Source organism: bacterium, from assembly GCA_017744355.1.
In the GTDB taxonomy this organism is placed as follows: Bacteria; Cyanobacteriota; Sericytochromatia; order S15B-MN24; family UBA4093; genus JAGIBK01.
On the sequence record JAGIBK010000004.1, the window covers coordinates 315,656 to 330,772 of the forward strand.

The following is a 15,117-nucleotide window of genomic DNA, read 5'->3' on the forward strand; positions in this document are numbered from 1 at the left end:
AAAAACCGCCCGGGCCTGAGCCCGGGCGGTTGAGTGCGGAAGAGAGGACTTGAACCTCCAAGGGGTTGCCCCCACATGCTCCTGAGGCATGCGCGTCTGCCATTTCGCCACTTCCGCGAACCTCTTTAATATAACACACGACCTTGGTCAGGTAAAGCCCTTTTTAAGCAATCACGCGATTTTTTTGAGCAAGCGGGCTGGATAAGCTAGAATGGCGGGCATGAACGCCGATTCGCACACCTCGAACCGCCCCATTCGCCTTGCGATCGTCGAGGATGACGACCTGTTCCGGGACCTGCTGCGCATGGCGCTCGCCTCCATCCCGGGCATCTCGGTCATCGCCGACTTTGGCGACGCCGACAAAGCCGAGGCCGAGCTCCCTCGGCTCAAGCCAGACGTCCTGCTGCTGGACATCAACCTGGGCAAGGGCCGCAACGGCGTGCAACTCGGCCTGTCGCTCAGGCGCGTCCTGCCCGAGGTGGGGATCCTGCTCTTCTCCAATCACCGCGAGCCCGACTTCCTGCTTTCGGTTCCCACCGAGCAGGCGGGCGGCTGGTCTTACCTGCTCAAGACCTCGGTGCGGGACGTCGCCACCCTGGAGCGGGCCATTCGCGGCTCGGCTGCAGGCCTCGTCGTCCTCGACCCACGCCTGGCCGCCGGCTTCCGGAGCCCCGTCGACGGGCCGGCCCTCAGCGAGCGGCAGATCTCCTTGATCCAGCTCATCGCCCAGGGATTCAGCAACAAGGGCATCGCCGCGCGCCTGGGCCTCTCGGAGAAGACCGTCGAGAACCAACTCGGGATCCTCTACCGCGAGCTCGGCCTGGACACCTCCGACTCCGAGACCCACGCCAGGGTCCGGGCCGCCCTGCTCTATCTGCGCGGCATCGCCGTCTGAGGCTAGGCGACGGGCAGCGGGAAGCGCAGGCGCAAGCCGACGCGCTCCGGATGCTCGCTCTGCTCGGCCCACTCCCCGGACAGGAGCGCCACGCGGGCGTCTAGCAGCGCGAGGCCGGCGCCTTGGCGTAGGGGTTCGAGCGCCACTCCCTCGCCCCGGAAATCGACGTCGAGCATCAAGGCGCCCGGGCGATCGCCCTCCGCTCCCAGCCGGATGCGCCCGGCCGCGTGGCGCGGCACCATGTCGAGGAGCTGCTCCACGACCCGGTAGAGCTGCAAGCGCAGCGCAGGGGTGAAGCTCTCCAGCAGGACGGACTCGACTTCCAGCTCGAAAGCGCCCTGCCGGCTGCGGACCAGGGCCCGCAGCGCCGGGGCGAGGCCCACCTCGATGATCGAGGGATGGAGCAGGTGGCTGAGGTTCCGGATCTCCGCGTCCCGCAAGTGGTCGAGCCGCGCGAGCAACGTCTCGAGGAGCTCGCCGTGTCCTTGGCGCAAGCGGGTCACGCCCTCGTGGATGGCTTGCAGCTCGGGCTCGACCTGTCGCTCCAGCACCGCCACGACCTCGTGACGACGCAGGTCGCGCGCCTTGAAGAAGGCCTCGCGCGACTCGAAGAGGAAGCGCACCGCGCGGCGGCTCGCTTCTTGCTTGCGCGCGGCCTCGCGGAGGAACACGGTCTGGTTCTCGAGCGAGAAGGCCACCAGCAGCATCGCGTACAGGCACATGGCGACCTCGAACAGGTACCGTCCCGGCGCGAAGGCCACCCCGAAGGCCGCCTGCAGCGCGGTCGCGCGCGCGCAGCCGATCCCCAGCCCGACCAGGGTCCAGAGGCCGTAGTACCCGACCCAGTTGCGCCAGAGGGGAGCATCGAAGCTCCAGCCCGCCGCCTCCACGCGCTTCAACAGCTCGAGCGCCCCCATGACCAGGGCGAAGGAGCCGCATCCCACCAGGATGGCCACCTCGATCCCGAAGGGATGGTGGGCGGCGTCGGCCTTGTCGGCCCACGCGAGGAGGGTCAGGGTCATGGGCGCCAGGACGATGAAGCCGGTCCAGGCGAAAAAGCGCCGAGACGGCAGGACGATGCCCCGCCGGATCATGCGATTACCCCCTGCACGGTCGCATTCAGCGGCAGGCGCAGCACGAGCCGGGTCCCGCGACCCGGCCGGGAGTCGAGTTCAAGGCGCCCGCCCTTCTCTTTTAGATCCGCTCCTAGCCCCGACAGGCCCAGCCCCTTCGGCGACGCGCCCGGCGCAAAGCCCACCCCGTCGTCCTCCACCACCAGGACCAGCTCCATCGGCGAGGGGCGCTCGTAGCGGACCACGACCCGCTCGGCGCGGGCATGGCGAAAAGCGTTCAGCAAGCCCTCTTCCACGAGGCAGGCGGCCGCCCGGTGGAGTTCGGGGCCAAGTTGCGCCTCGATCGCCGGGACCTCGGGGGCCATTGCGAGCGTCACGGGCATCACGGCCCGGAAGCGCTCGACCAATTCCGCGACGATCGCCGAGAGGGGGCGCTGCGCCTCGGCGACCCCGAGCAGCTCGCGCGCCTGGCGCAAGCCCAGCCACTGGAGCCGATCCAGCTGGTCCTGGGCCCGGTCGAGCAAGCCGGTCGCCTGGGCGCCATTGACGTCCCGCAGCTGATCCAGGAGGGCCCAGGCCATCAGCAGGCGAGACTGCACCTCTCCATGGAGATGCTCGGCGGCCTCTCGGCGCAGGCGATCGTCGGCCTCGACCAGCTCGGATCGCGATCGCGCTAGGTCTTGTTCCAGGCGCTCGTTGGCGGCCAGCCAGGCCTCGCGGGAACGACGGCGCGCGAGGAAGATCTCGCATGCGAAGAGCGTGGAGAGGTGCGAGAAGGCCAGCAAGAAGGTCAATTGCCAGAAGGTTTGCGGCAGAAGCCGGGCGCCGAGGGCCCAGGGCGCCAAAAACGATCGGAGCCAGCCCCCCGTGAAGGCGGCCGTCGCGAAGACCCCGTAGTAGATCACCCAGCTCACGAGCCGGGGCTGGTGCCAGTCCAGGCCCCAGGCCCGCAGGCGCGAAAGCACCGGCAGGCAGGCGACCAACGGGAGACTCACCAGGCACGAGAGCAACCCCCACCGCAGGGCCATGGCCGGGGTCACCTCCCAGGCCAGGCCCAGGCTCCCGGTCACCAGGTTATAGGCGGGCGCCAAGCCGTAGTGGAGCGCGATCCCGAGCATGCCCCACGCGGGCAGGGCGTGGGGGGCGCGGCGGATGAAGGCGCGCGCGACGTCGGTCTCAGCAGAGAAGCGAGGGCTCATCTCGGGCGTTATACCCGGAGCTTTAGGGGGCTAACCCCCCGAGATCAAAGGGAATCCCCTCTATCCCATGGCCCCATCGATTTCATACAGTCGTGACGGGGGGCCGGGTCCCTGCGTTCCCTTCGCCCGTCCCGTCGCATCTCATCAGGAGGCCCCATGGTATCCAGGCTTTTGGCTTCAACGCTCGTGGGCACGCTCTTGCTCGCAGGCTGCATGACCCTGCCGCTCGGCTCGCTCCTCGGACAGGCGAACGGTACCGTGGCAGACGGCCGCGCCGAGCTGCACCTGCAGCCGCAGATCCAGGCGGGCGGGCTGACGGTCCAGGCGACCGTCTCCCCGTACGTGGTAGCCGACGTGGATCACCTGGTCGTCAAGGTCTTTACGCTCGACGGCAACGACGAGCGCCCCGTGACCAACAAGAACGGCGTCGCGCTCAAGGCCGTCGTCCCGAAAGAAAATCTGAGCGCTCCGATCGCCTTCGGCAACCTCCACGCCGCGACCACCTACCGGATCCGCTCCTACGCCTACAACGCCGCAGCCGAGAGCAGCGCCTCGCTCATCAGCACCGACGACAGCCGCTCTTACCTGGATGTGGCCCTCGCCTACGACGATCGCCCCACCATGGCGAACCTCAAGGTCAAGCTGATCGGGCGGCTCTTCAACGGCCAGGCCACCGCCTCGGGAGTGGTCTTGGAAGAGGGCGAGCTCACCACCGACGGACCCGAGGGCATGGCCACCGCCTCGCCCGATCCCGTCTAGAACACACCATCCGTCTGGTCAAACAGGAGCCGAGAACATGTTTCGCTCGACATCCCACCGCGCAGCCGCCGTCCTGGCGGGCATCCTGCTCTCGGGCTGCTCCCCTGCGGCCCTCGGGCCCGCCCCTGTGGGCGGCGAGGTGAGCCTGCGGGTGTCCCCTCGCTTCCAGGCGGAAGGCTATGCTGCCCAGGCCGTCATCGCCCCCTACACCGTCGACGACGTGGCGCACGTCGTCCTCTCGCTCTACAAGCTCGACGGCAACACCGAGCTCCCGGTCAAGAACAGCCAGGACGTGGCCATCACCCTCGACGTCCCCAGGGCGGAGCTCGGTCACGACGTCGTCTTCACCAAGCTCAAGGCCAACACCACCTACCGCATCAAGGCCCAGGCCTACAAGGCCGCGGGCACCTCGGTCGCGGACCTCATCAGCACCGCCGACAGCGCTTCCTACGTCGACGTCGCCATCGGCGAGAACGACCGCCCCGCCGTCGCCCTGACCGTCAAGCTCAAGGACCAGGTCTTCAGCGGCACCGTCACCCTCCCGGAGATCACCTTGACCAACGGCGGCTACACGGCGAGTGACAGCGTCAGCGTCACCATCGTCCCCTGAGCGCGAGGAGCCTGAAGGATGCAGAAATCTCACGTCGCCCTCGCCCTGGGCATCACCTTGCTCGCCGGCTGCGCGAGCCTCCCGCCCCTCTTCCAGGGGGCCGGCCTTGCCGTCGCCGACGGTCGCGCCGAGCTGCGCGTCCGGGCAGATGTAACCCAGGCCGCCTATGCCCCCCAGGGCCTGGCCCCCTCCTACACCGCCAACGACGTCGACCACGTCGCACTCTCGCTCTACAAGCTCGACGGCAACACCGAGATCCCGGTCACGGGCGCCGGTGGTAGCGCGCTGATCCTTCATATCCCCAAGGCGAACCTGAGTCATCCCATCTCCTTCTCCCGGCTCAAGCCCGGCACCACCTACCGGGTCAAGGCCGAGGCCTACAACGCCACCGGAACGCTCATCAGCGCCACGGGCACCTACGTGGATGTGGTCGTGACCAGCGACGACCGACCCACCATGGCCACCCTCAAGGTCAAGCTGCTAGGCACCCGTCCCTTCGACGGCCAGGCCACCGCCTCGGGCATCATCGTCACCCCCGGCGGCGTCGTCTCCAGCGGGTCCTTCGATGTCGCCTTCCTGGAGGAGCCCGTCACCACCTTCGTGGGCGGATACCACAACGGGAGTTTCGCGGACGGGGCCACCTCGAGCGCGAGGTTCTACAACCCGAGCGGGCTCCTCTTCGATGCATCGGGCAATCTCTTGGTCTCGGATACCGACAACAACGCCATCCGCAAGGTCACCCCCGATGGCGTCGTCACCACCTGGTCCTCGCTGAGCGGCTACCTCGACAAACCCATGGGGATGACCTTCGACAACGCGGGCAACCTCATCATCGCGAACAACCGAAGCACCATCATCAGGGTCTCCTCCGACGGCACCGTCACCCAGATCTCGGATGGCGGCGCCGGTCCTGGGGCGGCGAGCCCGACGGCGACCAGCATCGGCTTCCCCAAGGGAGTCGCCGTCGATGCCGCGGGCAACCTCTACGCCACCGAAACCTTCAACACCATCCGCAAGGTCACCCCCGGCGGCGCCATCAGCACCTTCGCAGGGTATCGGGATGGCATGTACGGCGGCTTCGTCGACGGGGCCACGTCGAGCGCGAAGTTCGAGAACCCTCAAGGCCTCGCCAGCGACGCCTCTGGCAACCTCTACGTGGCGGACTCCGGCAACAGCGCCATCCGCAAGGTCACCCCCACGGGCATCGTCACCACCGTCGCGGGCTCCTACCCCACCAAGGCCTCGGGCTTCGTCGACGGGGCCACTTCGAGCGCGCGCTTCTCGAGCCCTCAGGGCCTCGCCTTCGACAAGGCAGGCAACCTCTTCATCGCGGACACCGGCAACAACGCCATCCGCAAGCTCGACCTCCAGACCGGCTTCGTCACCACCGTCGCGGGCGGCTACTTCGCCGGGAGCCTCACCGACGGATCCACCTCGAGCGCGCGGTTCTCGAGCCCCACCGGGCTCGCCTTCGACAGCGCGGGCTACCTCTACGTGGCAGACAAAAGCAACCACGCCATCCGCAAAATCGTCCCCTAGGCTCGAGGCCTCGACAGGAGTACGCACCCCATGCGCACCTTCCCCTTCCGCTTGCTCCCTCTCTCTCTGGCCCTGAGCCTCGGGCTGTGGGGCTGTGCCTCCCTGCCGCCCGCCGTGGACCGGACCGCTACCGTTCAGCGGGAAAGCGCGAGCCTCACCCTGGTGCCGCACCTCGCGGAAGAGCGCTCGACCCAGGCGAACGTGCCCATCTACACCCTCGCGAGCATCGCCCGCCTCGAGGTGGTCCCCTACGTGGAAACGGATCCGGGCGTCTACCGGCCGCTCTCGCGCATCACCGGGCAACCTACCGACGAGCAGGACGTCGACCTCATGAAGTCCAGCCAGACGTCCCCGATTCGCCTGCAGAGACCGATCCGGCTGACGGGCCTCTCCCCCGGCAAGGCGTACCGGGTCTACGCCCGGGCCTACGACGCCCAGGGCGCGCTCATCTCCGTGGATGCGAGCTCGTACGTGGCGGTCGACCTCGCCACCGACGCCACCACCAAGATTCCCCTGCGCCTGGCCGACAAGTACTTCGCGGCCAGCACCCAGGTCACGCTCTCCAACGGCCAAAGGCCCGCGTACGCCACCGTGGAAACGAGCGTCTGGCGGGCCCAAGGCGGCGGCAGGATCCTGGTGGACGGCACCACCCAGACCCTCCCCAAGCCTCAGCCCTCCACGAAACTCCAGCTGGCGGGCCTCAAGGCCAACACCACCTACTACCTTCATGCCTCCATGCGCGATGCCCAAGGCATCGAGGTGGCCACCGCCTCGTCGACGGCGATCAGCGTTTTTAGCAACGACGCGGTCTCGAACTCCTTCCTTTCCCTCAACGTCCCCCCGACTCCCGTCTTCACGCTCGCGGGCTTGACCAATTCCCCCGGCTTCGTGAACGGCCAAGGAGCCGACGGCGACAACCTCGCGCGGCTCAGCAGCCCCGGCGGGATCGTCCTGGACTACAACACCCTCTACGTGGCGGACACCGGCAACCACGTCATCCGCAGCTTCAACCTCTCCAACCAATCGATCAGCGCCAGCAGCGCACTCAGCACCATCGCGGGCAACGGCCAATCAGGCTTCGCCGACGACGGCTTCAGCGGGCTGAACGCACGCTTCGACAGCCCCGGCGGGATCGCCGTCGACAACAGCGGCACCCTCTACGTGGCCGACACCGGCAACCATCGCATCCGCATGCTCACGAAGAGCGGGGCGGACTGGACGGTCAGCACCATCGCCGGCAACGGCTTCCCCGATTGGGCGGATGGCACGGGGACGTCCGCATGCTTCAACAGCCCCAAGGGGATCGCCGTCGACAACAGCGGCAACCTCTACGTGGCCGACACTGGCAACCATGCCATCCGCAAGCTCACGAAGATCGGAGCGAACTGGCTCGTCAACACCATCGCCGGCAACAGCATGCCAGGCTTCGTCAATGCAACGGGCCCCAGCGCGAAGTTCAACAGCCCCAGCGGCGTCGTCTTCTACAGCGGCAACCTCTACGTCGCGGACACGAACAACCACGCCATTCGCAGGGTCTCGGCCGCGAACGGGGCAGTCGACACCATCGCGGGGGCCGCTCCCGGCATCGCCTTCCCCCCCGCCCAGGAGTTCATCAACGCCATCGGCAACGACGCAAGGTTCAACAGTCCCAGCGGCATTGCCCAAGACGGCAACGGCAACCTCTTCGTGACGGACAGCGGGAACCATGCCATCCGGAAGATCCCGATCAGTAACTTGAACGTCTCGACCCTCACGGGCGCCTTCCTCCAGCCGGGCGCAGGCTTCCAGGACGGCAGCCTCGTGCAGGCCAGGTTCAACAATCCCCTCGGCATCTCCAACTACTACGGGATGAAGCTCTTCGTGGTGGACAGCGGCAACCACGCCATCCGAATGATCACCCCCTGAAATTGCGTCTTCAAGATCCTGTCGGAGAGGCCCTCACGCCCACATCCATCGTTCAATCGCTCATCGTGGCACTGGCATTGAGCCTGGGGCTCAGGCCTACTCCGACGCCCAAGCCACCCAGCTCATCAGAACCTCGAACACCAAGTCCCCGACGGACATCGCCATCCACCAAGCGGAGCGCTCCCCGCCTGGTCACCCATCTCGCCAACGACAAGCGGCCCCACCCTTCTCGGGTGGGGCCGCTGTTGATACAAAACGTCTACGCTTCGGCGCCCGAGGCGGCAGGGGCGCTCGAAGCCCCCTCCTTGCGGCGCAGGACCCAGGCGATGAGCCCGGCGCCCACCAGGACCATCGGCACGCTCAGGAGCTGGCCCATGGACAGGTTGCCGATCACGAAGCCCAGCTGCGGGTCGGGGTTGCGCAAAAACTCGATGCCGAAGCGGATGACGCCGTAGCCGATCAGGAAGGTGCCTAGCAGCACGCCGGGCTTGGGGCGGCGCGTGCTCATGAAGAACAGCAGCAGGAAGAGCACGATGCCTTCCAAGCCGAACTCGTAGAGCTGCGACGGGTGACGTGGCAGGCCATCGCCAGCGGTGGGGAAGACCATGCCCCACGGCAGATCGGTGGGCCGGCCCCACAGCTCCCCGTTGATGAAGTTGCCGAGGCGACCGAGGCCGAGGCCCAAGGGCACCGCGACCATCACGATGTCGGCCATCTCGAGGAACTTGAGCTTGTGCTTGCGGCAGTAGTACCAGCCCGCCACGATGGTGCCGATGAGGCCCCCGTGGAAGGACATGCCCCCGTGCCACACCGCGAGGATCTCGAGCGGGTGCGCCAGGTAGTCCTTGAGGTTGTAGAAGAGGATGTAGCCGAGGCGCCCGCCGAGGATCACGCCCATGATGAGGGTCATGATGAAGTCGGCCACGTCGCCTTCGGGCATAACGATGCCGCGGCGCTTCACCTGGGCCTTGACGATGAAGTAGGTGAGCAAGAAGCCCAGGCCGTACATCACGCCGTACCAGTGGACCCGCAGGGGCCCCAGGGTGTGGCCGGCCACGTCGAGGGGGCCGAGCTGGAGGGCAACCGGGTTGAGCGGTGGAAATTGCAGCATGGCTTCAGTCTACCACGTCGGAAAGGCGCTGTTCGAAGTTGAGCGAGAAGGTTCCCTTGGCGGGCATTTCCAGGCGCCAGTGGGGCATCATGCACGAGCTCTGGTAGACTCGCTCGAAGCCTCCCTCCGACATGGAGATGGTCTCGACGGGGAAGCGCCAGACCGTCGCCGGCCGATCCCAGCTCAGGCGGTAGTCGATGCCGGTGAAGACGTCCTTGATGCCGATGGCCTTGAGATCCGCAAGCTCCCCCTTCGAGCCCAGGCGCGGGTCGGGGATGATGGTGCCGGGGCTGTAGTAGTAGCGGTCCGGAGCGTTCCCCGCCAGGAAGTTGGCGTTGAACTCGACGCCGAACCAGAGGCTCACCGGGCGCTCCAGGCCGTTCTCGAGGGTGTAGGCCACTTTCGCCACGGCCTCGCCCGCCTTGGGAATGACGAAGCGCTTTTTCACGGTGATCGGCCAGAACTCGGAGCCGACCCACACGTGCCCGTCACGCTTGAAGGTGAGGGCCACCTCGTCGGGGCCGTCCTCGCGCGTCAGGACGTAGGCCTGGTTCACGAAATCCCCCTGCTCGCCGTAGCTCATGTCGTAGAACGAGTCGAGGCGCGAATCCGGGTGCAGGAAGTGATCGAGGAAGGAGAGCCGGCGGTACCAATCATGGAAGAGGAAGCGCTCGAGACCCGCCTCCTTGGTGAGCACCACGTCGTAGATGGCGCGCAGGCCGCCCTCGCGCCTGAAGGCCTCGAGGGTGGTGGCGCGGGCGATCTTGCTGTGGTAGGCCTCGGTGCGACGCGCGAGGGTGTCCAGCACGTTGAAGGCGCAGGGCTTGTAGTCGAGCTCGAAGAGCGCGCCCCCCTCCAGGTTGAAGTAGAGGTTCTGCTGCTTGGTCGAGATCAGGACCTCGGGCTTGCCGTCGCAGTCGAAATCTCGCTCCGCCACCTCCAGGAACTCCGCCCCCTGGTGGATCAGGTCGTCCGAGAGGGTCTCAGCCTTGAGCAGGGCCCGGTAGTTGGCCGAGCGCAGGTGCGAAAGGTAGAGGCCTCCGAACACCCCGTGCCAGTAGGGATCGCTGGACTGCCCCTGCCAGAGGGCCTCTTGGGCCTCGGGGGGACGGCCTGCGGCCTCGACCTTCTCGGCGACCAGGAGCATCTTCTTGTGGAGGTTGTTGCTCTCGGGGTAGCGCACCAGGAAGTTGCGCCACATGCCCCCGCGCAGGAAGTTGCCGTGGCGCTCGTTGAGCTGCGCGCGGGCCTCGGCGTAGAGCTTGGCCTCTTCGGGGGGCAGGGCCCACTCCTGCATCTGCACGTAGGTCGCGCTGGGCAGGTAGATCCGGCCGAAGGGACGGCGATCCGCCCGGTAGTCCCGAACGGTGGTGCAGTTGATCCAGTCGGAGTGGTCCTCGAGCAGCCGGAAGAAGCGATCGAGCCAGCCGTTCTCGTAGACCGCCTTGTGGGTGTTGGGCCAGACGCCGAACTTCTCACCGTCGTCGAGGCACAGGGCGATGCGGTTGCCGTCCGGCGAGGCGTTGGCGCGCAGGTACTCGAGGACGCGCTCGGGGGCCTCGAACGGGATGAGCCGCATCAGCTCGGAGTTGATCGGGAAGAGCTCGAGCATGCGGCCCTGCTCCTCGGTCTGGTAGTAGCCGAAGAGCTGAGGGCCTCTCAGGCCCGCCGCCTTGAAGATGGTGTCGTCGAGGGCCGTCCAGGCGCACCCCGCCTCGGCGATCGGCTTGACCAGGTGGGGCTCCCAGACCCGCTCGGCGAGCCACATCCCCTCGGGGGTCGTGCCGAACTGGGCCTCGATCAGCGCGGTCAGGCGCTCGATTTGCTGGATCTTGTCCCGATCAGGGATGACGGCGAGCACCGGCGCATGGAAGCCGCCGGTGATGAGCTCGACTTGCTTGCGATCGCTCAGGACCTTGAGTTTGGCGATGAACTCGGGGTGGTGCTCCAGGAGCCATTCGAGCAAGGCCCCGGAGTAATGCAACGTGACGCGGACGCCGGGATGGCGCGCGAGGACCTCGAGAAACGGCAAGTAGGCGCTGGCGTAGGCCTCCTCGATGACCCAGTCCCAGTTCCCGAAGGGCTGGTGGTTGTGCACCCCCAAGGTGAAGTTGATGGTCGGCTGATCGGAGAGGAGCATGGAGAGTACCTGTGGAGTAGGTCGGCCGGATATGGAGCACCCGATGAAACCAGGCATAGTAGCCGATATCAGCCGCTAAGGCGGCTAAAAAGGAACAGTTTCGTCAGGCGCTCAATGCTACCAAGGACACCATACCATCCGGAAAGGCTGGCAGCCAGAGCTAGCGCGGCGCCATGACGAGGCGCAGGGCCACGTTCCCGACCGCCTCCAAGCTCGAAGGGGCACACTGGGCGGGCAGGTCGTGGATCGTGTGCCAGTGAGGGTAATCGAAGTCGATCACATCGACGAAGGGCACCCCCGCATCGAGGAAAGGCAGGTGATCGTCCTCGATGGCGGGCCCGACGCGATCCGGGAAGCTCGCCCCGTAGCCCAGGGTGCGGGCCGTCTTGACGACCCGGTCACTGAGCGAGCGAGCCCGCGCGTCGGAGTTGGCCTCGCGCAGGACCTCGAGATCCCGGTCCCCCACCATGTCGAGCAAGAGGCCCCAGGCGGGCAGATCGCCCCGGTGGCGCCGGACGTACTCGCGCGAGCCGTAGAACATGGTCTCGGCGGTGTCCCCCCAGTCCTCGCCGTCGAAGAGCACCAGGCGCACCTCGCGCGGCGGCGGGCTCGAACGCAGGGCGCGGGCGAGTTCGAGCACCACCGCCGCCCCCGAGGCCCCGTCGTTGGCGCCCGGGGTCGGCTGCCGCCGGTGCTCGGGGTGCGGATCCTGCTCGGATCGCGGGCGCGAGTCCCAGTGAGCGGCGACCATGGCGGGATCCCCCTTGCCAGGGGCGAAGACCGCAACCACGTTGGTCAAGGACAGGGTGCGCCCCCCGTCCTTGACCGAGAAGCGCTCGAGCTTCACCTGCGGCGCGTAGCGCCGAAGCTCGGCCTCGAAGTAAGCAATCGCCTTGGTATGCGCGTCAGAGCCAGGCACCCTCGGCCCGAGGGCTACCTGGGCCTCCAGGTGGCGAAAGGCCGCCGTCCCCGAGACGCTCGCGGGGGGCGCCGCCTGAGCGACGCTCGCCGCGAGCAGCAGCGAGAGACTGAGCCAGCCCGACGCCATCAGGCGGGCTCGGCTACCCCATGACCAGCAGCGTAACGATCTCACCGGGCGCTACCTCCAGTCGAATCGAACCGGCGCCCAGCTCACGGCCGGGAGCCTCCGTCAGGTCGGAAGTTGCAAGAGCGCGGTGCGGCAGCGCAACGCCGAGATCGGTCTCGACGCGCTCCGCGGTCGGGTTGTAGAGCCTGATCGCCAGGTGCTCGGAGCCCTCGGCGCGCTTGACGGTGCTGACCACCAGGCGCGGATCCCCGATGGAGAGCCACTCATGGAGGGGCTTACCCCCCGAGAGCGAAGCCTGATCGCCGCCGAAGCCCCGAACGAGGAAGGGCGCGCCGAAGGCATGAGCCTCGAGCTGGGGTTCGCTCCAGTCGCCCCGGTAGGGCAAGAGGGCGTAGGCGAAGCGCTGGGGGCCGAGGCACTGGGCCTCGGGGGTCTCGAGCTTGGGGCCCGCGCCGCCGCCCCGGGTGCGCAGGTCGTCGCGAGAGAGCCAACCGACGCAGCGCAGGAGGGTGACGTAGACCGCCCAGGCCCCCTCGGGACCGGGGGCCACCTCGGCCTCGGGCAGGCCGACATTGGCGACCATCAGGGAGTTCTCGCCCTCGACCGCGCTCCAGCCCTGCTGGGGGAAGGTGGTGGGGTCGGCCTCCCGGTGGCGGGCCACCGGCAGCTCGGGCAGGCGAGTGGTCGGCTTGCGCTCGGTGACCGCGAACTGATTCTCGCTCAGCACCCGGACATCGCCTTTCAGGCCCGTGCCGAGGCGAACGCGCAGGCGGTGGTCCTTGACCCGGTTGTCCAATTCCGTCACGACCTCGACGGCTCGCGAGCCCGCGCGCAGGGTGAAGCGGCTCAGCACGATCGTGGCCACGTTGCGCTTGCTGCGGCCCGTCCGGTCCGGGGTGAGGGCCTCGGGCAGCTCCAGCCGATAGACCACCCTCAGGACCGCCTCGACCGGCGTGACCTTCTCGACGATCCAGTGCTCGAGCTGGCTGTGGACCAGGCGATCGCGCTCGGGGGGCGAGTAGTTGTACTCGTCACCCGCATCCGCCCCGTCCTCGAAGGCATGCACGTCCGGGTACACCACCCCGGACTCCAGGTCCTCCAGGTGCAGGGCCCCATCCTTCACGAAGAGGCGCAAGAACTCGTTGGAGATGCTGTAGGGGCCGGAGGCCGTCACGGGCTCCAGCGGCTGCGGGGCGCCGGACGCCGCGTAGAGGGCGGTGACGCCCATGGCCGGGACCTCCTCGAGCCAGGCGCTGAAGGTGAAGCGCTTGACCGGCCGCCAGTCCGGGAAGAGGTCGATGTCCGAGTAGAAAGCCTCGGTGTCCTCGACCTTGTCCAGCACGCAGGGCACGGGGTTGCCGGCCGCATCGACCAGGTGCGCCTCGTCGGGCGCCCCCTCGCGGGGCCACTCGATCGCAACCTGACACAGGCCGCTGCGCGGCTGGCTCAAGGGGTTGTAGACCAGCGCACCCGGGCGATCGCCCTTGGGCGCCATCGCGAGCATGGCCCGGTCCAGCAAGACCTGCCCCAGCTCGCGGGCCTCGGAGAAGCGCGACATCATCTCCTGGTGGACCGCGTCGATCGAGCAGCCGCAGATGGAGTCGTGGGGCTGGTTCAAGAGGATGTTGCGCCAGCCTTCCTGGAGGTAGCCCTCGGGCACTTCGACGCCGAGCTTGGTCACCAGGGCGCTCAGGGGATCCACGTAGCGCTCGAAGAGGGTCTGCACCTCGGCGTTGGCCTGCTTGAGGTACATACGCGCCGACAGGACGTCGGGCAAGAGGTAGGCGAGGCCCACCCCGAAGGAGCGCAGCTCGCCCTTGACCACCGGCGCGCCGTCGGGCGCGGCGAAGAAGGCATCCTCCAGGCGGCCGAGGCGGATCGTTCCCTCACCCCAGCGCTGCTGGATCGCCTGGACGATCGAAGGCAGCTCGGGGTTGGGGGCCAGGTGGTCGCAGCCCGAGAGCAAGAGCATCCGGTCGTGCTTGTGCAGTTCGAGGAACTCGTCGAAGCGCGCCATGCGCACCTCGAGGGGCAAATCGCCCCACAACAGGACGTTGCAGTAGCCGCTCGGCAACAGGGTCGTCGCGATCCGCTCGCCGCTGGGCGCCTCCCACCAGAACTGCTCGTCGTCGAGGCGCACCCCGCGCCAGATGACCGCCCGGTCCATGCCGAAGCCGCGCAGGATGGCGGGAATCTGGGAAACGTGCCCGAACATATCGGGCAAGTAGCCGACCGAGCGCGTCTCGCCGAACTGACGCATCAGGCGCCGGCCGAACTGCAGGTTGCGGATCAGGCTCTCGCCGCTGACGAGGAACTCGTCGGGCAGGATGTACCAGGGGCCGATGGCGAGCTTGCCCGCAGCGACCAGCGCAGCGAGCCGCTCGCGGTTCTCGGGCTTGATGGCCAGGTAGTCCTCCAGCATCACCGTCTGGCCGTCCAAGAGGAAGTGCGGCAGGGTCCCTTGCTCGAGCAGGTCCAGGACCCGATCGACCACCTCCACCAGGCGCAGGCGGTAGGACTGGAAGGTGCGGTACCACTCGCGATCCCAGTGGGTGTGAGGAACGACGACGACTTCTTTGGTCTGCAAGCGGCAAACTCCTAATGTCTTTCCTTCGGGTCAGCGAGAGATGAGCTCTCGATCATCTTGCCTGCGCTGCCCCCATCTCTCGCAGCCCTACGGAAAAGCCGCAGGCGCTGATGGTTGATGGCCGAGCCGATTCCAGACAGGGTAGCCGAGTTTCGATGGATTGAAAAGGCGCCCCCAGCGCCGTGAAATCTTCGTTTCGATCACGTTAAACGGCCGGATCCGGGGAAGAGATCCAGAACGCCCGGGAACCG

At 67.5% G+C, this 15,117-nt stretch carries 11 protein-coding genes and 1 tRNA gene; 5 read left to right on the forward strand and 7 right to left on the reverse strand.

Going from position 1 to position 15,117, the window contains the following annotated elements; genetic code table 11:
* Positions 1-34: 34 nt before the first annotated feature.
* Positions 35-117: transfer RNA gene (locus tag J7643_12385), tRNA-Leu, on the reverse strand.
* Positions 118-220: 103 nt separating this feature from the next.
* Here J7643_12385 and J7643_12390 point away from each other — a divergent pair.
* Positions 221-895: a response regulator transcription factor gene (locus J7643_12390; protein ID MBO9541379.1), complete on the forward strand. Its 675-nt coding sequence runs from the start codon at positions 221-223 to the stop codon at positions 893-895.
* Positions 896-897: 2 nt separating this feature from the next.
* On the opposite strand, the gene J7643_12395 is transcribed toward J7643_12390, so the two are convergent.
* Both J7643_12395 and J7643_12400 read right to left on the reverse strand, forming a co-directional pair.
* Positions 898-1,989 (reverse strand): hypothetical protein, encoded by a 1,092-nt coding sequence (locus J7643_12395; protein MBO9541380.1) that lies wholly within the window; start codon positions 1,987-1,989, stop codon positions 898-900.
* The gene (locus tag J7643_12400; protein ID MBO9541381.1) at positions 1,986-3,167 is read right to left on the reverse strand and encodes a hypothetical protein; all 1,182 of its coding nucleotides are present in this window, start codon (positions 3,165-3,167) and stop codon (positions 1,986-1,988) included. Before J7643_12400 ends, J7643_12395 begins: the two co-directional genes overlap by 4 nt.
* A gap of 156 nt (positions 3,168-3,323) precedes the next feature.
* Here J7643_12400 and J7643_12405 point away from each other — a divergent pair, with 156 nt between their 5' ends.
* The 4 genes from J7643_12405 to J7643_12420 are packed head-to-tail and all read left to right on the forward strand — an operon-like array spanning position 3,324 to position 7,980.
* The gene (locus tag J7643_12405; GenBank protein ID MBO9541382.1) at positions 3,324-3,926 is read left to right on the forward strand and encodes a hypothetical protein; all 603 of its coding nucleotides are present in this window, start codon (positions 3,324-3,326) and stop codon (positions 3,924-3,926) included.
* A 37-nt stretch (positions 3,927-3,963) separates the two neighbouring features.
* Positions 3,964-4,536 (forward strand): hypothetical protein, encoded by a 573-nt coding sequence (locus J7643_12410; protein ID MBO9541383.1) that lies wholly within the window; start codon positions 3,964-3,966, stop codon positions 4,534-4,536.
* A gap of 18 nt (positions 4,537-4,554) precedes the next feature.
* On the forward strand, positions 4,555-6,075 hold the full coding sequence (locus tag J7643_12415) for a hypothetical protein (protein MBO9541384.1): 1,521 nt from the start codon (positions 4,555-4,557) through the stop codon (positions 6,073-6,075).
* 30 nt (positions 6,076-6,105) lie between these two features.
* Positions 6,106-7,980, forward strand: coding sequence for a hypothetical protein (locus J7643_12420; protein ID MBO9541385.1), 1,875 nt, complete (start codon positions 6,106-6,108; stop codon positions 7,978-7,980).
* Between the two features lie 259 nt (positions 7,981-8,239).
* Here J7643_12420 and J7643_12425 read toward each other — a convergent pair whose 3' ends face one another.
* From J7643_12425 to J7643_12440, 4 genes are all read right to left on the reverse strand, one after another.
* Entirely contained in the window at positions 8,240-9,088 is an 849-nt protein-coding gene (locus J7643_12425) for a prolipoprotein diacylglyceryl transferase (GenBank protein ID MBO9541386.1), read from the reverse strand.
* 7 nt (positions 9,089-9,095) lie between these two features.
* Positions 9,096-11,231 carry a DUF1926 domain-containing protein gene (locus J7643_12430; GenBank protein ID MBO9541387.1) on the reverse strand — a complete coding sequence of 712 codons (2,136 nt, stop codon included), beginning with the start codon at positions 11,229-11,231 and terminating at the stop codon, positions 9,096-9,098.
* A 160-nt stretch (positions 11,232-11,391) separates the two neighbouring features.
* Positions 11,392-12,279 (reverse strand): M28 family peptidase, encoded by an 888-nt coding sequence (locus J7643_12435; GenBank protein MBO9541388.1) that lies wholly within the window; start codon positions 12,277-12,279, stop codon positions 11,392-11,394.
* Positions 12,280-12,292: 13 nt separating this feature from the next.
* Positions 12,293-14,866, reverse strand: coding sequence for a hypothetical protein (locus J7643_12440; protein ID MBO9541389.1), 2,574 nt, complete (start codon positions 14,864-14,866; stop codon positions 12,293-12,295).
* Between the last annotated feature and the right edge of the window lie 251 nt (positions 14,867-15,117).